Source organism: Paenibacillus sp. MMO-177, from assembly GCF_037147795.1.
Taxonomy (GTDB): Bacteria; Bacillota; Bacilli; order Paenibacillales; family Paenibacillaceae; genus Pristimantibacillus.
Genome location: NZ_JBBCUR010000002.1, coordinates 175,586 through 199,746 on the forward strand (window position 1 = coordinate 175,586; position 24,161 = coordinate 199,746).

Here is a 24,161-nt window from a genome sequence, read left to right on the forward strand (position 1 = left end):
GCGGAGTTGGTTTTTTGTTGATTCAAGCTTGCGCATCGCCAACATAACGGTTACGGGCAGCACCCATGCCAAAGATAAAGATAAGCAGACTCGCGGCAATAAGCATGCCAATCGATACCGTCCAGTGATGGGTCATGTCGTGGATCATCCCGAATACTAACGGGCCGATAGCCGCCAGCAGGTAACCGACCGATTGCGCCATCCCAGACAGTTGTGCCGCGGCATGGGAAGTACGGGTACGCAGGGTGAAAAATAACATAGCGAGACTAAACGAGCCCGCGCCGGCAATCCCGATGAGCACCGACCATAACGGAACTAGTCCGTTACCGTCCAACATCAGTCCGCCTATGCCAACCAGGTACAGCATCGTTGTAATAATCACGAGTACGCGTTGGCTCTTCATCCGGCTTGCAATGATCGGAATGACAAACGTAAACGGCAGCATAGAGAACTGGATAAGCGACAGCATCCAGCCGGCCGTATCGCTTGTCATGCCGCGGCTGTTCAAGATTTCCGGAAGCCAGGCGACGAGATTGTAGAAGATAAAGGATTGCAGGCCCATAAATAAAGTAACCTGCCAAGCGAGAGAAGAACGCCAAGGTTTAGCTTCGCCTGCAGCAGAATTTGCTTGGGAAACCGCGGCAGCCGCCTGCCTTGTTTGGCTCATTCGAGGCAGCCAAAAGATGATGCCCACGGCGGTCAATACGAGCCAGCAGCTTAAAGCGCCTTGCCAGCCAAACCCCGCATCGCGGGCAAGCGGAACGCTAATGCCGGACGCGAGCGCGCCGCATAGGTTCATCGATACCGAATATATACCGGTCATTAAGCCGATTTTGTTGGAGAAATCTCTTTTTACAAGGCTAGGAATGAGTACGTTGCAGACGGCAATGGACAAGCCGATCAGAATCGTCCCGCCAAACAAGGCAAAGGAGCTTGAGATGGAACGGCATAACGTACCGATCCCGATAAAGATCAAAGCGAGAAAAATAACGCGTTCGACTCCGTAACGCCGGGCAAGCTGCGGGGCGAAGGGAGACATAAACGTAAAGGCGAGCAAAGGAACGGTTGTCAAAAGGCCGGCAACGGAATTGGAAATCCCGGTCGATTCGCGGATGTAGCTGACTAACGGTCCAACCGACGTAATAGGCGCCCTAAGATTGGCGGCTACGAAAATAATGCTTAAAGCGAGCAGCAGACCGGATGCTTTCTTAAGGTCAGCTTTCGCTATTTTGCTGATTTGTTCCATGTTGGTCTTGTCCTCCGGTGATGTCTTCATTCCGAACATACTGCTGTGTTTCTCCAATGTATTGCTGAACCATCTCTACTGCTTTGGCGCTGTCCTGATCCCTAATCGCCTGCAGCAGCTGTGCGTGGTTATCATAAAAGCCGTGGAACCGGTCCCTGTTAAACATGTCCACTAGAATAGGCGGCACGCTGTCCGATATATAGTCGTAAAGCTCGATAAGCAGCCCGTTGCGGGAGGAAGCGAATATGGCGAGATGGAACTCCATATCCCAATGGGCATAACCGTCGGCATCCGCCTTATGAATAGCCTCTTTACTCTGTTCCAGGCAATAAGCCATCCGCTCTAAATCCTCCTCATCCCGCCGCTGGGCGGAAAGACTCGCGGCTTCTTTTTCCAAGGCATGCCGGACCTCTAACGTTTCCAGCCAGCTGGATCGTTGGATCCGCTTCTTTAGTACGGGTCCAAGCGCGCTGGAAGAGCTCACATACGTTCCGTCTCCTTGTCTTGTTTTGAGTAATCCGGCATGGGTTAAGGCGCGGATCGCTTCGCGCAAGGTGTTGCGGCTGACTTGCAGCTGCTCCATTAGCTCAGGCTCCGGGGGGACTTTTGTGCCAACCGCCCATTGACCTGAAGCAATGAGGCCCTCGATCTGTTCCGCTACTTGTTCAACCAATGTTAGTCGCTTTGTTTGCTTCAGCATAGAGTATCTCCTTTTCAAACGTTCAAACGTAGGATGTTTGGTTATTTTACACCAGGAGAAGTCAGTTTGCAATAAAAAAAGACCATTTCCCGGCAGGGGAAACGGTCTGGCCTTTAATGAATTCTCGTAAGCTTCTCCGGGTTGGAGATGGCGTACACGGAACGAATTTTACCCGCTTTTTCATCGGGCTCGAAGAGATAGACTTTAACGGGCTTGTTATCCTGGATTTGCAACAGCCCTTGCTGTCCGCTAATGAGTACAGGCTGCCAGCTTCCTTCAAAGGCACCTTTCCTGGCAATACCCTCGATAAAAGCAATAATTCTATGAGGACCTATGATCGGATTAAGAGCAGAGCGTACGATACCTCCGCCATCGGTCAACATGACCGCATCATCGGTGAGAAGGTGGATGAAGCTGTCCAGCCGTCCGGTGTAAATCGCTTCGGAGAAGGACTGAACGAATCGGGTCATATTTTCATCCAGTGCTGCCTTATTTTCCTCGGCTAGTGAGGAAGAATGTCCGATCTTGGCAGAAGCGCGGCTGAAGATTTTCCGGCAAGCCGCTTCGGATTTTTCCAGCATGGCGGCGATTTCCGGATAGTCATAGCCGAAGGATTCCCGCAGGACAAATACGGCCCGTTCGGGCGGCGTGCAATTCTGAAGCAGAACAAGAAGGGCATAACCAAGCTGTTCATGCTGAATAACATTGTCAAGCGGCGAAGATTCCGGATTTCCTTCACTGACCGGCTCGGGCAGCCATGGTCCCGGATAGCTTTCGCGTTTGCGCGGAGCAGATTTCATCACATTTAAGACGCGGTTGGTGAGGAGCTTGACCAGATACGCTTTTGGGTGCGAAATGTCGATGCCATCAAGCTTGCTGACGGCAACGAACACATCCTGGACCGCGTCTTCGGCTTCATTCATCGATCCCAGCATCCGATAGGCGATTGAAGTAAGCAGCGTTTTATATTCCCGGTATAGCTGTTCAATATCCAAAGCGGTATCGCTAGCCGTCAAGATCTATCAACCTCCAAAATTTAACTATTATGATCATAGCGTAACGAACAGCAAGAAACCACCCTCATCCTGAGGAGTGGTTTCTTTGGCTTATGGCGGCAGCGCTTATCTCTCGAAGCAGCCAGGGAACATGCCTGTTGCAATCGCTACGCGGTTCCAGCTGTTAATTGCGTTAATGGCTAAGAGAAGCCCCACGTATTCTTCTTCGGTAAAATGCTTGCGGACCTCTGCGTACAGATCCTGCGGCACACCGGCATTCGATATAAGCGTTACAGCTTCCGTAAGAGCAAGCGCGGCACGTTCCCGCTCCGTAAATTGCGGAGCTTCCTTCCATACCGCAACCAGGTTGATCCGTTGCTCGGATTCGCCAAGTTTACGGGCATCGGCCGTGTGCATATCGAGACAGAACGCACAGCCGTTAATTTGGGAAGAGCGAATTTTGATCAATTCATACAGTGTTTGATCGGGATTCAACTGTTTAGCTGTGCCTTCGAGTTTCAGTAACGCTTGAAAAGCGGCCTGGTTAGCAGAACGATAATCCATACGTATTTTCATGATAGTTTTCCTCCATTTATCTCGAATGATGTTGGTTTCGATATCTAAGACAATTAAGTGGCCGGATTTGTGACAGGCGGGGAGAAAAAGATTTATTTATTTTGTTCCTCTTCCTCGAAATGATGGGCGGGGCGGGGCGGGGCGATGGGATAAATAAGAGGAAAAAACCGTGCTGGAGATGGTGGATCGGAGTGTGGGGCGGGCCGTTGGGCCAAATAAGAGGAAAAAACCGTGCTGCAGATGGTGGATTGGAGTGTGGGGCGGGCCGATGGGCCAAATAAGAGGAAAAAACCGTGTTGCAGACGGTGGATCGGAGTGTGGGGCGGGCCGATGGGCCAAATAAGAGGAAAAAACCGTGCTGCAGACGATAGATCATGGAGCGTGACGGGGTAGCGTGGCAAATAAGAGGAAAAAAACGTGCTGCAGACGGTGGATCGGAGTGTGGGGCGGGCCGATGGGCCAAATAAGAGGAAAAAACCGTGCTGCAGATGGTGGATCGGAGTGTGGGGCGGGCCGATGGGCCAAATAAGAGGAAAAAAACGTGCTGCAGACGGTAAACCATGGAGTGTGCAGGAACGGGACAGGTAGCGAGTTGCCCCTTTTGCGGCTCTTTATAAAAAATGCATTGACTTTCATCGCCAACCCGGAATACAATAGCACCAGTCATTTAGTAAATTAGTAAATTAGTAAACAAGTGAGTATAATCCGCCGATTAAACAAAATCATGAGGAAATTCGGAGCGAATGCTTCTAATCAAATGGCCCAATTATCGATAAACAATCAGAAAGAGGTGAGGACAGCAGCTTCCGTCGTATCGATACAATGACACTGCGGGATTATCACAACGTTCCTGCCGCCATTCAAAAAATCTTACTATTCACGAGGTATTTATTATGTTTTCCAATCGTTATGTTCGAACGATCATTTGTTCCCGGGTGCTGCTGCATCTCGGAATTTGGATTCGGAATTACGCGGTACTGCTGTATGTTACGGATCTGACCCATAACAATCCGCTTTATGTCTCGCTTATTTCGGTAGCGGAATTTGCGCCGATCTTCCTGTTCGCCTTGGTTGGAGGGACCTTTGCCGACAGATGGCAGCCAAAACGGACGATGGCAGGAAGCGATCTGCTCTCAGCGATCTCCGTTGGAGCTGTACTGTTTGCTCTAATAAATGGAGGTTGGATAGCCCTTTTGCTCGGCTCTTTTATTTCTGCGAGCCTGTCGCAATTTTCCCAGCCTTCCGCCATGAAGCTGTATAAACGTCATGTTCCGGAAGAACGGCTGCAGGGCGTGATGGCGATGTCCCAAACGCTCGCTGCGGTGTTTATGGTTCTTGGGCCGGTTATCGGCACGCTTATTTTTCTTAAGCTTGGCATTCATGTCTCCCTTATTTTGACGGCTGTCTTATTCCTCGGATCTTCGGTTATTCTGACAACGCTGCCCCGGGACGCAAGCGAACAGCAGACCAGCCTCAAATCCAGCTTTATGAACGAGCTGTCAGCAGGGATAAAATACGTCTGGTCGAATCAGGCTCTTCGAACCTTATGCCTTTGCTTCGCGGTGGTTGGATTTGCTTCCGGTCTGACGCAGCCGCTCCAAATCTTCATTGTGGTGGAGCAGCTTGGCCAAACGAAGACCTTTTTGCAATGGCTGGTAATGACAAACGGTGCAGCCATGTTGATTGGCGGCGCCGCGATTATGGGCATATCGAGAAAAGTAAAGCCGCAGCGGTTGTTTATCGCCGGCCTGCTCATTACAGCAATCTGCACGATCGGAATCGGAGCATCTACGATGATTTGGCTGACCATTCTCTTATTGATCGTAAGCGGATTTGTATATCCTGCCATTCAAGGGGGCATTCAAACGCTTATCGTGAAAAATACGGAGATGGCCTATATGGGCCGGGTATCCGGAGCGATTATGCCCGTTTTTATGGGAATGATGGTTATCGGCATGTCTCTATCCGGCTATTTAAAGGGCGCCTTTTCTTTGCTGGCTGTCTATGCTCTTAGCGGAGTGATCATTATTGCAGGCACTTTGCTGATGTTGAGACTTAGAGAGAAACAACCGGGCAGATAGATCGGAGAGTCCCGCACATAAATTCCTCATAAGCGTGCAAATTAAGGAAATCCAAATGCCGTTTGAGAGGAGCATCAACTTGACGTACCATAAAGAGCTGCCGCAGTTCCCCGAATCTTATTGGACAGCATCCCAGCATGAAAAGGGCAAATTTCCGAAGCTTGAGCAGAATGCGGAAGCCGATGTTGTTGTAGTAGGCGGCGGGATATCCGGTATAACAACAGCCTATTTGTTGAGTCAGGAGGGGCTTCGCGTTGCGTTGGTGGAAGCCGGGGAGATTCTGAACGGAACCACTGCCCACACCACCGCGAAAATAACAGCGCAGCATGATCTGATCTATGACGAGCTCATTCGCTCGGAAGGGAAAGAAAAAGCTTCTCTATATTACCGGGCCGCGAAAGACGCCATGCATTTTATCCAGGAGACAATCGAAAAGCATCAGATTGAGTGCGGTTATTCCGAACAAGACGCTTATGTCTACACCCACCATGTCGATTATGTCGTCAAGGTGGTAAATGAAGCGAAGGCTTACCAAGAACTAGGTATTCCCGGGGCATATCTGGATAAGGTTCCTCTTAACCTGCCTCTCTTTGGAGCCGTGCGGATGGATGGTCAAGCGCAGTTTCACCCGCTCAATTATTTATTGAAGCTTGTTCAGGAATTTCTGAAGGCCGGCGGCAAAATCTATGAACAGACGACCGCCGTAGACGTGGAGCATGTGGATACGCCAAAAGTCATGACTAGCGACGGACATCGGATTAGCTGCAAATACGTGGTTTCCTGTACCCATTTTCCGTTTTACGACGGCCAAGGCTTTTATTTTGCAAGAATGCATGCGGACCGCTCTTATGTACTTGGCTTACTGGTGGAAGACGAGTATCCGGGCGGCATGTATCTGAGTGCCGAGGATCCGAAGCGTTCCGTACGTTATGCTCCGCTCCCTGACGGGAATAAGCTGATTATTCTAGGCGGACAGAGCCATAAGACGGGACAAGGGATCTGCACGATTAACCATTACGACGAGCTGCGGAGATTCGCGGAGAATCAGTTCAAGGTCAAAGAAATTTCCTATCGCTGGTCTGCTCAAGATCTTGTTACGGGAGACAAAATACCGTTTATCGGGCGAGTTACGGCGGCTCATCCGGACGTCTTTATTGCAACGGGCTTCCGTAAATGGGGGATGACGAACGGTACCGCGGCTGCCCTTATTATCCGGGATCTTATTCTGGAGAGGGATAATCCGTATTTGGAACTGTTCACGCCATCCCGGTCACTGTCGTGGAAGACAGTTGGCAAGCTCATCTCGGATAACGCGGATGTTGCGAAGCATTTGATTGGAGGCAAGCTGGAGTATGTCAAGAAACGTCCGGAGCAGCTTGAGAAGGACGAAGGCAGCGTTGTTCAAATACACGGTCGCCGTGCAGGTGGATACCGGGATAAGGACGGTCAACTCTTTCTCGTCGATACGACCTGCACGCATATGGGCTGCGAGGTGGAATGGAACAACGGGGAACGGACCTGGGATTGCCCTTGCCATGGCTCGCGCTTCTCGATTACCGGCGAAGTCATCGAAGGACCGGCCGAAAAGCCTTTGGTACGCCTTTGATACAAACGAAAACCAGCTCTAATTCCTTGTCAAGGGAAGAGGGCTGGTTTTTTCGTGTTGTCTATTTGTCTGCAATAAAAGTAGCGCAGAGGTGCTCGAGTATCTCATTCGGAGTATAGCCGCGAACCTCCCGCTGGAACAGATAAGATTCGCTGCTTACGCCATTCAATAACATATCCGCTCGGAAGACGCTGTTTGGCTCTGACTTACCTGAAGCGGTAAGCATCTCGTCAAACAGCTGAACCAGGATCTCGTGCAGCTCGTGGTAGAGAGGGCCTTTCGTTCGGGTGCTTGGCCGGTTGGTGGAGGAGGAATCCTCTACGCCGCGCAGCAGCTGGGATTTCTTTTCCCGAAACTTGATAAACAAGCCAAGAATGCCTTTCAGCCGGGAGCTTGGGGGATCTGCTTGATTATCTTCCAGGTAAGCGTAAATATCCTCAAACAGAATGACCAGATTGTCTTTCATGAGATCCAGACAAAGCTCGCTCTTATTGCGGTACCGGCGGTATAAGGTGCCCGGTCCGATCTGTGCTTCGGCCGCTATCTGGTTCATGCTGACCTGTTCCACGCCATGCTGTTCGAACAATTGAAGAGCCGCATTTAGTATACGCTGACGGTTCTCGGCAGCATCCCGGCGTTCGGGCTTGGGAGGGAGACTCGTTGATTCTTCATTCATGACCGGATCACTTCCTATCTGCAAAAAATGATTTAGGCTCGGTTGACAAACGGAGAGTTCTCCGTTTAATATCAAGAGGAGAGCTCTCCGCTTAATATTATCATACCTGTAAGGAGTGTGTACAACCAATGTTGAACACGAAACGAAGCGCATTCGTAATCATGGACTTGCAGAACGGAATTGTATCCCGGTTTGCAGATAACATGGAGGTTATTCAACCTTTTCAGAAAGCTTTAGAGGCTGCGCGGAAACACGGGATCCCGGTTATTTTTGTCCGTGTTGGCTTTAATGAAGGATATCCGGAAGCAAGCCCCCGCAATAAGTCATTTTCGGTGGTTGCGCAGCGCGGCGGCATGACGATCCATGACGAAGCCACGCAGATTCACGAATCGGTGAAGCCATTGCCAGGTGAACCCGTTGTAACGAAGTTCCGGATCAGCGCTTTTGCCGGAAGCAATCTGGAGGTTATTCTTCGCGCGAAGCAAATCGAGAATCTCATTCTCTGCGGTATCTCGACAAGCGGAGTCGTGCTTTCCACGGTGCGCGAGGCAGCAGACAAGGATTATGCCATTACCGTATTGAAGGATGCTTGTCTGGATGCGGATCCCGAAGTACACCGCGTCCTTACCGAGAAGGTGTTCCCGCGTCAAGCGGACGTTAAGACGGTGGATGACTGGATTGAAGCCTTGGCTTAGAACATCAGGAGTCACAGGAATGAAGGAGGATGACAGGTATGCCGATTTGGAAAAGAAACCTGTTCGTCTGTTGGTTTGGCGTATTCGTCGCAAGCATCGGCATGAGTCAGATTGCCCCGGTATTGCCTTTGTACATTAATCATCTGCACGTTTCCGATACCCGATTGGTAGAGCAGTATTCCGGTTTAGCGTTTGGGATCACCTTTATTCTGTCCGCCGTGTTTTCCCCGATATGGGGAATCGCAGCGGACAAATACGGGCGGAAGCCGATGCTGCTGCGGGCAAGTCTCGGGATGGCAATCGTCATTTTTAGCATGGGCTTTGCCCAAAATGTATATGAGCTGATTGGCCTTCGCCTGCTGCAGGGGATCATAACCGGATACGCCTCGGCATGCACGGCGCTAATTGCAACGCAGACCGATAAGGCCCATGCCGGCTGGGCGCTCGGAACCTTGTCTACGGCGGGAATTGCGGGTTCCTTGTTAGGTCCGTCCATCGGCGGTTTTATCGAATTGCATTTCGGCATGCGGAATGTGTTCTTTATTACCGGAGCGCTTTTATTGTTTGCTTTTATCACAACCTTGCTGTTTGTTAAAGAGAAATTCACACGTGTTGATAAGAAAGCTCAGAAAATGAAGGAAGTCTGGGGCAGCATCCCCGAGAAGAACCTGACGATCACTTTGTTCGTGACGTATTTTGCCTTGACGCTTGCCATGTATTCCATTGAGCCGGTCTTAACCGTGTATGTAACAAGCTTAACGAGCAATACCGAGCATGTTGCCTTGCTAGCCGGGTTTATATTCTCCGCGTCCGGGCTGGCCAACATGATCGCCGCGCCAAGGCTCGGCAGACTTTCGGATAAGATTGGCGCTCACAAGGTGATGCTTATCGCTTTGATTGTCGCGGGACTGTTGTTTATACCGCAGGCATTGGTCCATCAGCCTTGGGAGCTTATGGTGCTTCGGTTCTTGCTGGGGCTGGCGGCAGGGGGACTAAATCCATCTGTTAATATCTTGATCAAAAAAATTACGCCGGATGCTCTCACGGGCAGAGTGTTTGGTTTTACGATGTCGGCGGGTTACCTTGGCATCTTTATCGGTTCGATTCTAGGTGGGCAAATATCGGCTTGGTTAGGCATACGGGCGGTCTTTTTAACAACGGGAGCCGTCCTGCTGCTGAATGCCTTGTGGGTCTACGCGAAAGCGTACAAGAAGCTTGATCTCAAAGCGGCCGAAAGCCGTTAATTTTTTTGTGAAAATGGGTTTACCTCGGATTCGTTTTTTGTTATTATAACTGCAATATGAAATGCAATGACGAGACGAGTAGGTAAATCAATTCTTTTCCAGAGAGCTCCGGCATGCTGAAAAGGAGTAAAGAATTATTTATTGAAGAAAGACTCTGAGCAGCGCATCGGAACCGGCAAGGGCGGGGATGGTGTGACAGGAGCTCCTGTTATAGAGCTAGAGTATAAGCATTCGATTGCAATGCCGTACTTGAAGAGGCTGATATGGCGACATATCCGCGAATTTAGGGTGGTACCACGGGTATTCAAATCTCGTCCCTGAGACTACGGTCTTGGGGGTGGGATTTTTTTATTTTCGCAGCAAGCAAAGGGATTTATACCGCATACATGTAAGGTATAAGGTACGGCATACAAAATCAGACTGAGAGGATTTGAAGAACAAATGTCACAAAAACTTAAAGTTGGTATCGTTGGTGGAACAGGCATGGTTGGCCAGCGCTTCGTGCAATTGCTGGATCAGCATCCTTGGTTTGAAGTAACGGTTATTGCCGCAAGCGCAGGCTCGGCAGGCAAAACGTATGTTGAATCTGTTCAGAACAGATGGAAGCTTGACACTCCAATCCCTGAAGCGGTTAAAAATATCGTGGTACAAGACGCTTCGAAGGTCGAAGAGGTTGCTGCAGGCGTAGATTTCGTATTCTGCGCGGTAGATATGCCGAAGAAAGAGATTCAGGCGCTCGAAGAGGCTTACGCGAAGACAGGTACGCCGGTCGTGTCCAACAACTCGGCTCATCGCTGGACGGCGGACGTTCCTATGGTTATTCCTGAGATCAATCCTGAACATCTTGAAGTCATTGAGGCACAAAGAAAACGTCTGGGCACAACAACCGGCTTTATTGCGGTAAAACCGAACTGCTCGATTCAAAGTTATGTGCCGGCGCTTCATGCTTTGCGCGAATTCAAGCCAACAACGGTTGTAGCTTCGACGTATCAAGCGATCTCCGGCGCAGGCAAGAACTTTACCGACTGGCCGGAAATGCTGGATAACGTCATTCCGTATATCGGCGGCGAAGAAGAGAAGAGCGAGCAGGAGCCGCTCCGCATTTGGGGCAGCGTCGAGAACGGCGAAGTCGTGAAAGCAAGCGCTCCGCTGATTACAACGCAATGTATCCGCGTTCCGGTGACGGACGGACACCTTGCTACCGTGTTCGTAAACTTCGAGAACAAACCGTCGAAGGAAGAAATCCTTGCGCGCTGGTCCGAGTACAAAGGCCGTCCGCAAGAGCTGGGTCTGCCAAGCGCGCCGAAGCAATTCATTACGTACTTCGAAGAAGAGAACAGACCGCAAACGAAGCTTGACCGCGACATTGAAAAAGGCATGGGGGTCTCTGCCGGCCGTCTGCGCGAAGATTCCCTGTACGATTTCAAATTCGTGGGTCTGTCGCATAACACGCTCCGCGGTGCAGCGGGCGGTGCCGTATTGATCGCCGAACTGCTCAAAGCGGAAGGTTATATCCAACCGAAATAATAGAGATGATTGCAGCAAGCTCCCCCAGAATCGCTGGTAAGGAGCTTGCTGTTTTGCTTTCTTAGAGAAGGAGGAGAATAACGAATGAAATGTGCTGTTTTGGATGATTACCAGAACGTTGCCTTGAGCATGGCCGATTGGTCTTCCGTTCAGGAACGTGTTGAGGTTAGGGTATACAATCATCATTTCGAAGATCAAGATGAGCTTGTTAACGCCATACAGGATTGCGAGATTGTTGTCATCATGCGGGAAAGAACGCCATTCCGCAAGGAGCTAATGCAGCGTCTTCCCAACCTGAAGCTTCTTGTAACAAGCGGTATGCGCAACGCTTCTATTGATCTGTCGGCAGCCGCAGAACAAGGGATTACGGTATGCGGGACAAAAGGGGGAGGAGAGGGCACTACGGAGCTGACCTGGGCGCTTATTCTTGGTCTCGCCAGAAAGCTGGTGCCGGAGAATGAAGCGGTCAGAAACGGCGGCTGGCAAAGCACGATTGGCGTCGATCTTCACGGCAAAAGGCTTGGATTGCTGGGACTTGGCCATATCGGAACCAACGTAGCAAGGATCGGACAAGCGTTTGGCATGGAGGTGATGGCGTGGAGCCAGAACCTGACCGCCGAGAGAGCGGCAGCAGCGGGCGTTACGCAGGCCGCTTCCAAGGAAGAACTGCTGGAGAGCAGCGATATCGTATCGATCCACTTGGTGTTAGGAGATCGTACTCGCGGTTTGATCGGCGAAAAAGAGCTTGAGCGGATGCGGCCGACAGCCTTTCTCATTAACACCTCACGCGGCCCTATTATTGATCGTGATGCCTTGCTGGAAGCTCTTCGCAGCGGCACAATCGCCGGAGCCGGAATCGACGTATTCGAGCGGGAACCGCTGCCTCAAGACGATCCATTCCGCTCGCTGCCGAACGTCCTTGCAACCCCGCATATCGGTTACGTAACGGAAGCGGCGTACCGCGGTTTCTACAAGGGCATCGTAGAAGATATCGAAGCGTATTTGGCCGGTTCGCCGGTACACGTTCTAGAACCTCGTTTTTAAAGTTTTTAATAGTAAGCCTACCCAGTTTATAGGGTAGGCTTTTTTTCTTCTCCCCATCTAGGTTAAGGCAAACGGAGCATTCAAATGATTCTGTAGAAGCGAAGCATATGCTCCAAGGAATCCCCGAGCAATGGCGATCGGAAGAACATTTGAAGGCGCAGTTTGCTCCTTAGCCTAATCCTACCTTTCATGAATAATATTTCACTAAATGGAAGAAAATTAGAAAACCTACTAAATCGGGCAGTAAGGAGATGACGATTATGGCAAATGACGCGAAAGACAAACCAAACCAGCCGCAGGACGAATCGCGCAGAAGGTTCCTTAAATATTCCGGTACGGCTCTTGGCGGGGTAGTGCTTGGCGGGGTCATCGGAGGACTTGTAGGGTCGAATCTGAAACAGACGGGGAAGGAAGTAACTCCGGAACCCGGCAAGTCGGGAACAGCACCTGAGGATAAAGACTATAACCAGGCGTTAATGTTCTTCAACCAGAATCAGTTCCTTACGGCGGAAGCTGCTGCAGAGCGGCTTTTCCCTAAAGATGATCTGGGACCCGGAGCGAAAGAACTCGGGGTAGCCTTTTATATCGACCACCAGATGGCAAGTGCCTACGGCACCAATGCCAGGGACTATATGCAACCGCCTTATTATAAAGCGGAAGCCACGCAGGGCTATCAGCTGGTTTTTAAACGTAGAGAGCTTATTGCGCTTGGGCTTGACGCAATGAATGACTACAGCTTTACGAAACATCAGAAGCCATTTGTGGAAATCACGCCGGAAGAGCAGGATGCGGTGCTGACGGCTTTCGAAACGGATAAGACGGAAATCAAGGATATTCCTGCCTCCAACTTTTTTGCTATGTTCCTTAATCTGACGCTCGAGGGAGCTTACTCTGACCCGCTTTACGGCGGCAATCGGAATATGGCGGGCTGGAAGATGAGAAATTTCCCTGGCAACCAGATGAGCTATACCGATTACATCGAAAAAGAAGAGTTTGTAAAAATGGAACCATTAAGCTTGCATGATCATCTTGAGCTTGGGTAGATAAGGGGTGAAGCAAAATGGCAACTAAACTTCCAAAGGTTCCCGTTGTAATTGTCGGGATGGGCTGGGTTGGCGGCATTATCGCTTCGGAGCTGACGAAAGCCGGTATTTCAGTTGTAGGTCTGGAGCGGGGCAAAAGCCGGGATACGCAAGATTATTACCATGTTCACGACGAGCTCCGCTATGCCTCGCGTTATGAGCTGATGCAGGATTTGTCCAAAGAAACGGTCTCCTTCCGCAACACAATAAAAATGAGAGCGTTGCCGATGCGGACGTACGGGTCGTTCTTGCTGGGCGAAGGTTTGGGTGGCGCAGGGGTTCACTGGAACGGTCAATACTACCGGTTCCTGCCTTACGACTTTGAAATTTACAGCAAGACGGTCGAGCGTTACGGCAAGAAGAAGATTCCGGAGAACATGACGATTCGGGACTGGGGCATTACGTATGAGGAGCTTGAGCCGTATTTCGTGAAATACGAGCAGATGGCGGGCATTTCCGGCGAGTCGGAACTGCCTCCGAATATCGGGAAGATGTCCAAGCCATTCGCAACAGGTCCGATGAAAAAGTCTCCGGGCATGAAGCTGTTTGAAGATGCTGCCAAAAAGCTTGGCTACCATCCATATGTTATTCCTTCGGCCAACTTGTCCGAGCCTTACAAAAATCCGGATGGCGTAGAGAGAGCGCCATGCCAATATTGCGGGTATTGCGAACGGTTTGGCTGTGAATACGGCGCAAAGGCGGACCCGGTTGTTACCGTCCTTCCCGTTGCCAAGCAAACGGGCAAGCTAGATCTTCGCATACATTCCAATGTGACACAAATCATTCACGACGGCAAGAAAGCAACCGGTGTTACCTACGTACATACGCCAACCGGAGAAGAGTACACGCAGCCAGCCGACGTCGTTATTCTCGCAAGTTATCTCTTCTCGAATGTAAGGCTCCTTCTGCTTTCCAAGCTAGGCAAGCCATATAATCCCGATACGGATACGGGTGCCGTCGGCCGGAACTATGCCTATCAAGTAAATGGTGCCAGCACCAGCGCCTTCTACGAGGACCGCGAATTCAACCTGGCAATGGGTGCCGGGGCTCTCGGTAGCAGTATCGATGATTTCAATGGCGATAACTTTGATCATAGCGATCTAAAATTTTTGCACGGCGCGAATATCAGGTTCACGCAGACGGGGCTGAGGCCGATTCAGTATCAGCCGGTTCCGGCAGGTACGCCGAAATGGGGAGCCGAGTTCAAGAAAGCGACGATTCATAACTCGAACCGTGTGTTATCGGTTACGGGACAAGGCGCAAGCATGCCGAACCGTTATCATTATCTGGACCTTGATCCGGAGTACAAGGACGCTTTTGGCTTGCCGCTTATCCGGATGACTTTTGATTTCGAAGATCAGGATCGCGAGCTTGTGAAGTTCATTGCCCAGAAAACGAAGGAAATAGCGGATCAGATGGGCGGAACCAAGACGGAGATCCATGACTCGATCAAGCAATACAATATCGTTCCTTATCAGTCTACCCATAACACGGGCGGAACGATTATGGGATCTGATCCCAAAACTTCCGTCGTTAATAACTATCTGCAAATGTGGGATGCGGAAAATGTTTTCATCTGCGGAGCTTCCAATTTCCCGCATAACAGCGGATACAATCCGACGGCTACCGTTGGCGCATTGGCTTACCGGACGGCAGAAGGCGTGCAGAAATATATGGATAAAGGCGGTTCACTCGTGTGAGCAAACAGACCGATACGATCGAAAGCGATCTGATCAGTCACTTGTCCGAGCTCCGCAAACGCTTAATTTTTGTGGCAGGCTGGTTTCTAGCCTCTTTGTGCGTGGGGCTGTATGCAGCGCCTAAAATATTGACTTTTGTCAAAGGACATCTGGGTAACATTGAGGTGGAATGGAGCGTCTTTGCCCTCTCGGACGGCATAGCCGTATACATGAAATGCGCGCTGCTCGTAGGGATCATTCTGACGCTTCCTTTCCTCATGTATCACCTGTGGGCATTTGCAAGACCGGGCATGACGGATGGCGAAGCGAAGAGCACCTTGATCTATGTGCCTACCTCATCATTGCTCTTCGTGAGCGGAGTAATGTTCGGTTATACTGTAGCTCTGCCGATGATGATCCGGTTCATGATCAAGCTGAACCAATCGATGGGCGCTCATGAGGTATATGGCATCCAGCATTACATGTCATTTCTCATTAGTTTCCTGCTGCCAATGGGGGTTGCCTTTGAAATGCCGCTGGCGATGACTTTTCTCACCCGAATCGGGATGCTGACTCCTGACAAAATGAAGCAGGTTCGAAAATTTGCGTATGTAGGCCTGGCGGTTGTGGGAACACTTATCTCACCTCCGGATTTTGTATCCCATTTATCCGTGACCGTTCCACTAATCTTGCTATTCGAGATCAGCGCTTTTATCTCGACGCGTTACTATAGGCGGAAGCTTGCTGTACAAACGACTTAACTGTGGAGGGACATTATGTTTAACAACGTAGGAATTTCAGGGCTGATTATTATTTTGGCTATCGCTTTGATCGTATTTGGACCGGCAAAGCTGCCGCAGCTTGGACGTGCCTTTGGCGATACGCTGCGCGAGTTCCGGAATTCAACAAAAGGCATTGCCGATGACGAGCCGGAAGTCAAATCCAACGTGATCGAGCTGGAACAGACGAAAAATTAAAATCTAAAGGAGACAGCTGCCATGAAAATCAAAAAGCTGTTTATGATTGCTGCTCTTGCCGTAACCGTAATGGGAGCGGCTGCGGGCTGCGGATCAAGCTCGAAGAACAACAATAATGCCAATACAGGCGCAACCAATAACGCGGGCACCGGTACCAATGCCGGCACAAACGCCGGTAGCAATGCGGGCAATGCTGCTGCAGGCGGCGGAGCAAAAGCCATTACCGTTAAAGCGAAAAACTTTGAATTTGATCAGCCGGAAATCCGCGTTAAGCAAGGCGACAAAGTAACAATTACATTAAATAACGCAGAGGGCTTCCATGGCTTCGCGATTCCGGATTATAACGTCGATATCAAAGAAAATAACGGCACTGCGACATTTACAGCCGACAAAGCAGGCGAGCATGAATTCCATTGCTCGGTGGTGTGCGGCGCAGGCCACAGCAAGATGGTTGGCAAACTCGTCGTTGAATAAGGTTAATTTAGGAAAAGCCGCGAATTCGCGGCTTTTTGTTTTGTTTTTGGAATGGTAAGATTGTTCTTACCGCAAGTTGGGGAGATTAGCACAGAAGGAATGGTTAATGTGAGTAATAATCAAATAACCTATGTTTATTGGGATACGCTGGCGCATCCCGTGTTATATAACCGGCCTATTTATCTGGTTGCAACAGATAACGGATTGGTACAGGTTACATTGCCCCGCGAGTCGACTTTGGAGAATATTGAAGCGTGGGTAATGAAAAAAATCCCCAAAGCAATCCTAATACAAAATCCGGAAAGAGTTGCTGTGTACAAGCTCCAGCTGCAGGAATATCTGGACGGCAAACGAAAGACGTTTACGGTCGCTTTGGATTTTCGCGGCACAGCTTTTCAAAACTCCGTCTGGCAAGCATTGTTTGAAATTCCGTACGGCGAGATGAGAAGCTACGCGGAAATCGCGGAAAGAATAGGAAATCCGAAGGCTGTTCGAGCGGTTGGCACGGCAAACGGCATGAATCCGATTCCGATCGTTGTTCCCTGCCATAGGGTAATCGGCAAGAACAATACGCTCACCGGCTTCAGGGGCGGGCTGCAAATGAAAGAGGAGCTGCTCCACTTGGAGGGCGTACAAGAGTTTGTGAATAAAGGACACGAGAGATACCGCTTCTGATGATTCATATTCGTGAAATAACAATCGCTCGGAAAATTAATCTTTATCTAACACTGGATAAATACCTCCTTAATACAGCTCCTTTATCATAACGATAGAACAAACATAAAGGAGCCGAATAAAGCGATGAAAACACAAAAAACAGAACCGGCAAGAATGCCCGAATACCGGATTAGCGAGAGCGAATCGATGCAATACAAGCTGCTGTATCAAATTCGAATGGGCAATATGAGCACAAGCGAACTGGACAAGCTGCAATTCCTTTGTATAAACGAGCTCCAACAGCTGCGCGGCGAACTGGATACGATGCTGCAAGAGCTTCGCGACATGAACAAGCAAATGCAAGGCAAGAATGATGATCATACGGAAAAAGAAAAGGTAAGCATCGCTGCTTAAGAAGCAATGATGCTTTTTTTATTTGTCTTTATAGGATTTAGGACATATGTCCTTTTTGTTTTCGCCGTCTCGTCGTTTAATTAGAAGAGCGAAATGAACGAGGAGGATGACGAGGAATGAGAGGCATTCTATATGCGGTGCTGGGCGGCGTATTTCTAACCTTGCAAGGGACGGCAAATGCAGCGATTGGCGAGCATCTTGGAACATGGCAGGCCGCCGTGCTGACGCAAGGGACGGGATTTGCCGCCGCGCTGCTGATCGTATGGCTGACAGGCGACCGGTCGTGGAAACAGCTTAAACAGGTGAAGCCGCGCTACCGATTTGGAGGAGCGTTTGCAGCTTTTATCATATTCAGCAACATTACAGCCTTTCATCATAACGGAGCAGCCATTACGGTCTCGTCCGTGCTGATCGCCCAGATCCTTGTTACTTTGGGAATGGAGAAAGCCGGTTGGTTCGGTAATGCGGCAATCCGGTTAAGAGCTCCGCAATGGATCGGCATTGCCCTAATGATAACCGGGATCTTATGTTTATCGTTCTGACAGGATAAAATATCCAATAGAAAGGGGTGCGGTAAGCTTGAAAGAAATTTTGGATGATGTCCGGATCGACCGTTATCTGGCCCAATATGCGTTGGACGAAGTATTCCCAAGCTCGTTAAGACAGCACTTGGCGTTATACCGGTTCGAGCCGGGCGATACGTTGTGCAAGCAAGGGGAAATACCGGAATATATCTTCTTTCTCCTGCACGGAAAAGTGAAGGTGTTCACCACCTCGGTTGACGGGAAGACGCTGCTCATTAATTTCACCTCTCCGCTTGGCGTGCTTGGAGAGATCGAATGCTTGAACGAGCTGGAAAATTTGAATACGGTATCGGCGGTAACGCCGGTGGAGGCTGTTGCCTTTCACAAGCGTTGGCTGCGGTTATATCGGGAGGAAGTGCCGTTCCTGCAATTTATGCTGCACCTTGTCACCGAAAAGTTTTATAACAAATCGGTGTCGCTCAGCTTTAATCTCTTGTATCCGGTCGAAGTTCGGCTTGCAAGTTATTTGCTGTCCGTAACGTCCCCGGAGGATGCAAGGGTCAGCACGGCTAATTTGAAGGATATGGCGAATCTTATCGGCACAAGCTACCGGCACTTGAACCGGATTATTCTTAACTTTGCCGGCGCGAACTTGATCGAGCGCAGCAGGGGTACGCTTGTCGTAAAAGACCGCAAGGGACTTGAAGAGGCTGCCGGAAGAAATATTTACGAGAATGGACACCGGAAGGGGCAGAAATGATGTTAACGGGTATATTACTGGCATTGATGGCGGGGTCGCTGGTCAGCGTACAGAACTTGTTCAACAATAAAGTCAATGCGGCTGCGAACTCGCATACAACGACGGCTCTGGTACTTGGAACGGGTTTTATCGCTTCGTTAGTCATGGGGTTGTTGTTTGAAGGAGCGGATATGCTGAGCTGGAAGCCGATGCCTGTCTGGTTCTGGTTCAGCGGCTTGCTGGGTATAGGTGTTGTCACCTGCGTCGTCAAAGGAGTACGGCTCCTTGGTCCAAGCTATGGAACCACCATCGTAATGGCTTCCCAGCTGCTCTGCGCATTATGGTGGGATTCGGCTGGCTGGTTTGGGCTCGAGCAGGTGCCTTTCACACCGCAGAAAGCGATTGGAGTAGCGGCGCTTCTGGCAGGAATTCTTTTATTTAAGTCGAAGCCTAAGGAGAATAAGCAGCTTTTAGAGATGCAACATGATTAAAGAAGCCGCGTTCCGCGGCTTCTTTTTATGCTAAGATAAGAGGATAGCTTATGGTAAGAGAGGGAAGTACATGCAGCAAGAGAACGTACAGCTTAGATTGGAAAGAGAAGAGAACAGCTTCCTTCAAGGGGTGAAGGACTGCGTACCAACTTTGTTGGGTTATTTAAGCATCGGTTTCGCGGCCGGAGTGGTTGGTCATACTTCGGGGTTAAGCGTGCTGGAGATTACTTTGATGTCGATCCTTATTTATGCAGGCTCCGCACAATTTATTATTGCCGGAATGGTAGCCGCGCAAGGGTCGATAGCGGCAATCGTGTTCACCGTATTTATCGTAAATCTTCGGCATCTGCTGCTTAGCGCGGCATTGTCTCCTTATTTCCGTCATTTGACGGCTTTTAAGACCATGATGATTGGCACGCTCCTGACGGACGAGACTTTTGGAGTAGCGATTAATAGAGCGGCAAATACAAGGGTACTCAGCGAATCATGGATGAACGGCTTGAACGTAACGGCTTATCTCAATTGGATTCTTGCTACGATGGCAGGAGCTTTTCTGGGGCAATGGATTACGAACCCGGAGAAGTTTGGGCTCGATTTCGCTTTGTCCGCCATGTTTATTGGACTGCTGGTCTTGCAATTATTGGGGCGCCAGAAGCTGTTCAGGGATTTGGTCGTTGTCGTAAGCGCGGTAATTATCGTTGTTGGAGCAAGTATGGTGACATCGGGAAGCGTGGCGATCATAATCGCAACCGTAAGTGCTGCAACAATAGGAGTGTTGATTGAACGATGGAAATAAGATGGGATATTCTTGCAATTATCATAGGTGCTTCGATTGTTACTTTTATTCCGCGGGTGCTGCCGCTGGTTGTGCTCAGCAGATTGCAAATTCCGGATTTGGCGATGCGATGGTTAAGCTATATACCGGTTGCGGTTATGGCTGCCTTATTAGGCAATGAACTGCTGATGACCGATGGCAAGCTTACATCATTTAAGGATAACATCGAATTGTTTGCCGCGCTGCCTACCTTCCTGGTGGCGATCTTTACGCGCAGCCTGCTTTGCACAATCATTACGGGCGTAGTAAGCGTCATGTTGTTACGGTTGATTATGTATTCCTGACACTCATAAAGGAGATGAGAACATGAATCTAACGATCAGGCAAGAAATGCCCGGCGATTACAGCAGAACGGAAATCGTAGTTCGGAAGGCGTTCGCCAAGCTGGAGGTCAGTGATCAAGACGAGCATAATTTGGTTGCCCGTATCCGGAGCGCAGACAGCTTTATTCCCGAATTATCTTTAGTCGCCGAATTGAACGATGAGATCGTAGGACATGTATTGTTATCCGGCATTACAATTCGTTACGGGGAAGAAGAGTCGGTTTCCCTTGCACTTGCGCCTGTATCGGTACATCCGGAGTACCAGGATAGGGGGATTGGGAGCAAGCTGATTCGCGAAGCTTTGCAGCGTGCGGAAGCTTTGGAATATCCATCGGTCATTGTTCTGGGGCATCCGGAGTATTATCCGAAGTTTGGGTTCGAAAAAGCAAGCAAGTGGGGAATCCGTGCGCCATTCGAAGTATCCGATGATGTATTTATGGCATTGGAGCTTAAGAAAAACAGCCTGAAATCCGGAGTAGTTGAATACCCGAGTGTATTCTTTTCCGGCTAGAAACGGGGTCTGCGTATATCGCAGACCTTATTGCATTTTCTCGTTAAATTAGGTCCTACGTACAGAAAACGGGTCTTATCTGCGAATTATTATCCAAGACAAAAGTAACAGGTTGTTGCAGCTAACTTGGAGGAAGGTATATGAGATCAGCGATTCATCAACAAAAAGCAAAAAAACGCGGATTATGGAAGAAACTCGTCCTTATTATTATGATCGCCGGCGTTATTGCCGCAGTAGTTGGAGTACTAGCATTTAAACTGCTGGTCGCTAGGCAGGATGTGTCCTTGCTGGAGGAGCCGCTGCCGGCGGCCACGATCATTTACGATCAGAATAACGAAGAAGCGCTTCGCATTTCGCCGAAAAAAGCGGAGGCCGTCAGCTATGACAGCCTGCCGGAGCAACTTATCGAAGCGGTAGTCGCCGTAGAGGACAAACGTTTCTTCGAGCATAAAGGAACGGATTTGCAAGGGATTGGCCGTGCGATGGTAACCAATCTGACAAACGGCAAGACGGTGCAGGGGGCAAGCACCATCACGCAGCAGCTGGCGAAAAACGTGTTTCTCAGCCAGGAACGGACCTGGACCCGGAAGTGGAAGGAGCTTCTGCTCGCCGAAAAAATCGAGGAAAATTACGATAAACAGCAGATTATAACCTTTTACTTGAACCAGATTTATTTTGGCGAAGGGGCTTGGGGGATTAAGAAGGCTTCCGAGGTGTACTTCGGCATTCCGGTGAACGAACTGTCGCTTACGCAGTCTGCGCTGCTTGCCGGGATTATCAAGGCGCCTTCGGCACTCTCGCCCTACAGCCATCCGGAAGAAGCGAAAGCCCGCAGAAACGTGGTGTTAAAGCTTATGAAGGATCAAGGCAAGATTGAACAAGCTACATACGAGGCTTCGGTAAAGGAGCCGCTTCATATTCAAAGCTCAAAGCCAAGCAGCAGCGACGCCATGAAATACCCGTATTTTATCGATCAGGTCATTCGCGAGGCAAGCCAGAAGTATGGGCTAACGGAAAATGAAGTGCTTCACGGAGGATTCCGGATCTATACGACCCTGGATACGAAAATGCAGGAGGCCGCCGAGCAAGTTTATTCGGAAGACAGCCTCTTTCCGGCGAGCAGCCCGGATCAGCTGATTCAAAGCGGTGCGGTGCTTGTAGATCCTAGAGACGGAGGGATACGGGCTCTTATCGGCGGCCGCGGCGAGCAGCCGTTCCGCGGCTTTAACCGGGCGGTGCAGTTGAAACGCCAGCCGGGCTCTACGATGAAGCCGATATCGGTGTATACGCCTGCATTGGAGCGGGGTTATTCTCCGGACAGTACCTTAATGGATGAACCGGTCAATTTCGGAGGTTATCAGCCTAAAAATGCGGGCGGGGGCTATCATGGCGAAGTATCGATCTATGAAGCTTTGATCCATTCTTATAATGTGCCTGCGGTGTCGCTGCTCAATGAGATGGGGATTGATGCAGGGATGGAAGCCGCCAAACGGTTCGGCATAGAGCTTACGGATGCGGACCGGACGCTGGGACTTGCTTTAGGCGGATTGCAGGAAGGAGTGTCGCCGCTGGCAATGGCTGAAGCTTTTGGCGTATTCGCGAATGACGGAACACGGATACCGGCTCATTCCATTACGCGGATCGAGTCGGCGGAAGGGGAAACAACAGCTGAATTCGATTCCAACGGCAGCGTAAAAGTGACGGAGCCCGCGATTGCCCGGACGATGACTGCGATGCTTGAAGGAGTCGTCAAGGAAGGCACAGGCGTAGCTGCAGCTCTTGGCGATCGTCAGGTAGCCGGCAAGACGGGTACAACCGAAATGCCGGGAACCGGCGGACAAGGGATGAAGGACAATTGGTTTGTCGGATATACGCCGCAGCTGGTTGGTTCGGTCTGGCTTGGTTATGACCATACGGATACCGATCATTATTTGACCACAACCTCGAAGGCCGCGGCAGCCGTATTCCAAAAGCTGATGAGCGAAGCTCTTCAAGACGAGCCGGTAATGGCCTTTGCGAAAGCACCGGGGATTCCGAAGAAGCCTAAAGAGAGCGAAAAAGCAACGGAAGAGAAAGAACATAAGAAGGACAAGGATAAGGAAAAGAAAAAATTAGAGAAAGAGAAAAAGAAAGAAGAGAAGAAGAAAGAGAAAGAAGATAAAAAGAAAGAGCATCAAGGCAAGGGGAAAGGAAAAAAAGATAAGAATGAGCATGATTGAGATCAAACAGCATTCGGATAAGGCCATTATTGTAGCCCATGAGATTTATGGGCTGAACAGACATATCTCATCGGTAAGTACGGCATTGGCTGCCCAAGGCTATGATGTGTATGCTCCGGACTTGCTCAATGGGAAGAAGCCTTTTGATTATGACCAAGAGCAAGAGGCTTACGGGAATTTTATGGAGCATGTCGGATTCGATCAAGCATCCGAAGCCATACTAAGATTAGCCGATCAGCTAAAGCCCCAATACCGTCAGGTATACCTGGTCGGATTCAGTATCGGGGCAACCGCATCCTGGATGTGCAGCATCAGCCCCGATATCTCGGCGGTGGTGGGCTATTATGGCTCCCGTATCCGGAGTTATAGGGAGATCAATCCTGCCTGTCCGGTGTTATTGTTTTATCCGGAGGTCGAGCCTTCATTTGACGTAGACCAAGTCATGGCTGAATTGCAGGTCAAGACGCAGGTTATTACCCGCAAATTCAACGGAAATCATGGCTTTGGCGATCCTTATTCCAAGAGGTACGTCCAAGCGTCGGCGGATGAAGCTTTTGCCCAGATGGTGGATTTTCTCAAATCCATTGGTTGAAATTCAAAAAAGGGTATGTTAAGATACCTGTAATTTAAGGATTGGGGATGAAAAAGATATGTAGGATTTTCTTGCGACGGTATACGAGAATAAAACGAACGATAACGATCTGTTTCGATTGTTTTATTTTTCTATGCGCAAGAGAGTTACTGCATCTTTTTCACTCAGGCGAATATCCCTTTCCGACCTATTGGATGGTTATCCAAGGGCTGGATTTGACGTATTCATTTGAGCTGTGGGAAAGGTAACTTTCT

Annotated in this window: 26 protein-coding genes and 1 other annotated feature; of the genes, 21 read left to right on the forward strand and 5 right to left on the reverse strand. The window is 49.8% G+C overall.

The features are described 5' to 3' along the window. Positions 1-22 precede the first annotated feature (22 nt). The 4 genes from WFK81_RS06450 to WFK81_RS06465 all read right to left on the reverse strand — a co-directional run bounded on the left by WFK81_RS06450 (position 23) and on the right by WFK81_RS06465 (position 3,517). On the reverse strand, positions 23-1,246 hold the full coding sequence (locus WFK81_RS06450) for a CynX/NimT family MFS transporter (RefSeq protein ID WP_336785635.1): 1,224 nt from the start codon (positions 1,244-1,246) through the stop codon (positions 23-25). Beyond that, positions 1,215-1,946 carry a FadR/GntR family transcriptional regulator gene (locus WFK81_RS06455; RefSeq protein ID WP_336785636.1) on the reverse strand — a complete coding sequence of 244 codons (732 nt, stop codon included), beginning with the start codon at positions 1,944-1,946 and terminating at the stop codon, positions 1,215-1,217. The genes WFK81_RS06450 and WFK81_RS06455 overlap by 32 nt, the downstream gene beginning before the upstream one ends. 113 nt (positions 1,947-2,059) lie before the next feature. Then, positions 2,060-2,962, reverse strand: coding sequence for a sigma-70 family RNA polymerase sigma factor (locus WFK81_RS06460; protein WP_336785637.1), 903 nt, complete (start codon positions 2,960-2,962; stop codon positions 2,060-2,062). Between the two features lie 105 nt (positions 2,963-3,067). Continuing rightward, entirely contained in the window at positions 3,068-3,517 is a 450-nt protein-coding gene (locus WFK81_RS06465; protein ID WP_336785638.1) for a carboxymuconolactone decarboxylase family protein, read from the reverse strand. 893 nt (positions 3,518-4,410) lie between these two features. On the opposite strand from WFK81_RS06465, the gene WFK81_RS06470 reads away from it, so the two are divergent. Both WFK81_RS06470 and WFK81_RS06475 read left to right on the forward strand, forming a co-directional pair. Next, positions 4,411-5,598, forward strand: a complete 1,188-nt coding sequence (locus WFK81_RS06470; RefSeq protein WP_336785639.1) for an MFS transporter — start codon at positions 4,411-4,413, stop codon at positions 5,596-5,598. 55 nt (positions 5,599-5,653) lie between these two features. Next, positions 5,654-7,204, forward strand: a complete 1,551-nt coding sequence (locus WFK81_RS06475; protein WP_336786429.1) for an FAD-dependent oxidoreductase — start codon at positions 5,654-5,656, stop codon at positions 7,202-7,204. A 61-nt stretch (positions 7,205-7,265) separates the two neighbouring features. On the opposite strand, the gene WFK81_RS06480 is transcribed toward WFK81_RS06475, so the two are convergent. After that, positions 7,266-7,880 carry a TetR/AcrR family transcriptional regulator gene (locus WFK81_RS06480; RefSeq protein WP_336785640.1) on the reverse strand — a complete coding sequence of 205 codons (615 nt, stop codon included), beginning with the start codon at positions 7,878-7,880 and terminating at the stop codon, positions 7,266-7,268. A 128-nt stretch (positions 7,881-8,008) separates the two neighbouring features. Between WFK81_RS06480 and WFK81_RS06485 the strand changes: the two genes are divergently transcribed. From WFK81_RS06485 to WFK81_RS06575, 19 genes are all read left to right on the forward strand, one after another. Beyond that, positions 8,009-8,575 carry a cysteine hydrolase family protein gene (locus WFK81_RS06485; protein WP_336785641.1) on the forward strand — a complete coding sequence of 189 codons (567 nt, stop codon included), beginning with the start codon at positions 8,009-8,011 and terminating at the stop codon, positions 8,573-8,575. Positions 8,576-8,613: 38 nt separating this feature from the next. Then, positions 8,614-9,819: a multidrug efflux MFS transporter gene (locus WFK81_RS06490; protein ID WP_336785642.1), complete on the forward strand. Its 1,206-nt coding sequence runs from the start codon at positions 8,614-8,616 to the stop codon at positions 9,817-9,819. 57 nt (positions 9,820-9,876) lie between these two features. Continuing rightward, positions 9,877-10,141 (forward strand) — a binding site (T-box leader). A gap of 119 nt (positions 10,142-10,260) precedes the next feature. Beyond that, positions 10,261-11,346: an aspartate-semialdehyde dehydrogenase gene (gene asd / locus WFK81_RS06495; RefSeq protein ID WP_336785643.1), complete on the forward strand. Its 1,086-nt coding sequence runs from the start codon at positions 10,261-10,263 to the stop codon at positions 11,344-11,346. Between the two features lie 84 nt (positions 11,347-11,430). Beyond that, on the forward strand, positions 11,431-12,390 hold the full coding sequence (locus WFK81_RS06500; RefSeq protein WP_336785644.1) for a D-2-hydroxyacid dehydrogenase family protein: 960 nt from the start codon (positions 11,431-11,433) through the stop codon (positions 12,388-12,390). 260 nt (positions 12,391-12,650) lie between these two features. Next, positions 12,651-13,433 carry a gluconate 2-dehydrogenase subunit 3 family protein gene (locus tag WFK81_RS06505; protein WP_336785645.1) on the forward strand — a complete coding sequence of 261 codons (783 nt, stop codon included), beginning with the start codon at positions 12,651-12,653 and terminating at the stop codon, positions 13,431-13,433. 17 nt (positions 13,434-13,450) lie between these two features. Continuing rightward, the gene (locus WFK81_RS06510; protein ID WP_336785646.1) at positions 13,451-15,172 is read left to right on the forward strand and encodes a GMC family oxidoreductase; all 1,722 of its coding nucleotides are present in this window, start codon (positions 13,451-13,453) and stop codon (positions 15,170-15,172) included. After that, entirely contained in the window at positions 15,169-15,912 is a 744-nt protein-coding gene (gene tatC / locus WFK81_RS06515; protein WP_336785647.1) for a twin-arginine translocase subunit TatC, read from the forward strand. The genes WFK81_RS06510 and tatC overlap by 4 nt, the downstream gene beginning before the upstream one ends. Before the next feature lie 15 nt (positions 15,913-15,927). After that, positions 15,928-16,128: a twin-arginine translocase TatA/TatE family subunit gene (tatA, locus tag WFK81_RS06520; RefSeq protein WP_132309276.1), complete on the forward strand. Its 201-nt coding sequence runs from the start codon at positions 15,928-15,930 to the stop codon at positions 16,126-16,128. A 21-nt stretch (positions 16,129-16,149) separates the two neighbouring features. Next, complete coding sequence (locus WFK81_RS06525) at positions 16,150-16,602, forward strand: cupredoxin domain-containing protein (protein WP_336785648.1); 453 nt, start codon at positions 16,150-16,152, stop codon at positions 16,600-16,602. A gap of 99 nt (positions 16,603-16,701) precedes the next feature. Further along, positions 16,702-17,277 (forward strand): methylated-DNA--[protein]-cysteine S-methyltransferase, encoded by a 576-nt coding sequence (locus tag WFK81_RS06530; protein ID WP_336785649.1) that lies wholly within the window; start codon positions 16,702-16,704, stop codon positions 17,275-17,277. A gap of 126 nt (positions 17,278-17,403) precedes the next feature. Continuing rightward, a complete protein-coding gene (locus tag WFK81_RS06535) occupies positions 17,404-17,673 on the forward strand; it encodes a hypothetical protein (protein WP_336785650.1) in 270 nt (89 codons plus the stop codon). 116 nt (positions 17,674-17,789) lie between these two features. Continuing rightward, positions 17,790-18,215: a DMT family transporter gene (locus WFK81_RS06540; RefSeq protein WP_336785651.1), complete on the forward strand. Its 426-nt coding sequence runs from the start codon at positions 17,790-17,792 to the stop codon at positions 18,213-18,215. 37 nt (positions 18,216-18,252) lie between these two features. Then, a complete protein-coding gene (locus WFK81_RS06545) occupies positions 18,253-18,957 on the forward strand; it encodes a Crp/Fnr family transcriptional regulator (protein ID WP_336785652.1) in 705 nt (234 codons plus the stop codon). After that, the gene (locus tag WFK81_RS06550; RefSeq protein ID WP_336785653.1) at positions 18,957-19,427 is read left to right on the forward strand and encodes a DMT family transporter; all 471 of its coding nucleotides are present in this window, start codon (positions 18,957-18,959) and stop codon (positions 19,425-19,427) included. The genes WFK81_RS06545 and WFK81_RS06550 overlap by 1 nt, the downstream gene beginning before the upstream one ends. A gap of 70 nt (positions 19,428-19,497) precedes the next feature. Further along, entirely contained in the window at positions 19,498-20,223 is a 726-nt protein-coding gene (locus WFK81_RS06555) for an AzlC family ABC transporter permease (RefSeq protein ID WP_336785654.1), read from the forward strand. After that, positions 20,214-20,546 (forward strand): AzlD domain-containing protein, encoded by a 333-nt coding sequence (locus tag WFK81_RS06560; RefSeq protein WP_336785655.1) that lies wholly within the window; start codon positions 20,214-20,216, stop codon positions 20,544-20,546. Before WFK81_RS06555 ends, WFK81_RS06560 begins: the two co-directional genes overlap by 10 nt. Before the next feature lie 22 nt (positions 20,547-20,568). Then, complete coding sequence (locus tag WFK81_RS06565) at positions 20,569-21,096, forward strand: GNAT family N-acetyltransferase (protein ID WP_336785656.1); 528 nt, start codon at positions 20,569-20,571, stop codon at positions 21,094-21,096. Between the two features lie 140 nt (positions 21,097-21,236). Beyond that, a complete protein-coding gene (locus tag WFK81_RS06570) occupies positions 21,237-23,315 on the forward strand; it encodes a transglycosylase domain-containing protein (protein WP_336785657.1) in 2,079 nt (692 codons plus the stop codon). Further along, positions 23,308-23,907: a dienelactone hydrolase family protein gene (locus WFK81_RS06575; protein WP_336785658.1), complete on the forward strand. Its 600-nt coding sequence runs from the start codon at positions 23,308-23,310 to the stop codon at positions 23,905-23,907. The genes WFK81_RS06570 and WFK81_RS06575 overlap by 8 nt, the downstream gene beginning before the upstream one ends. Positions 23,908-24,161 lie beyond the last annotated feature (254 nt).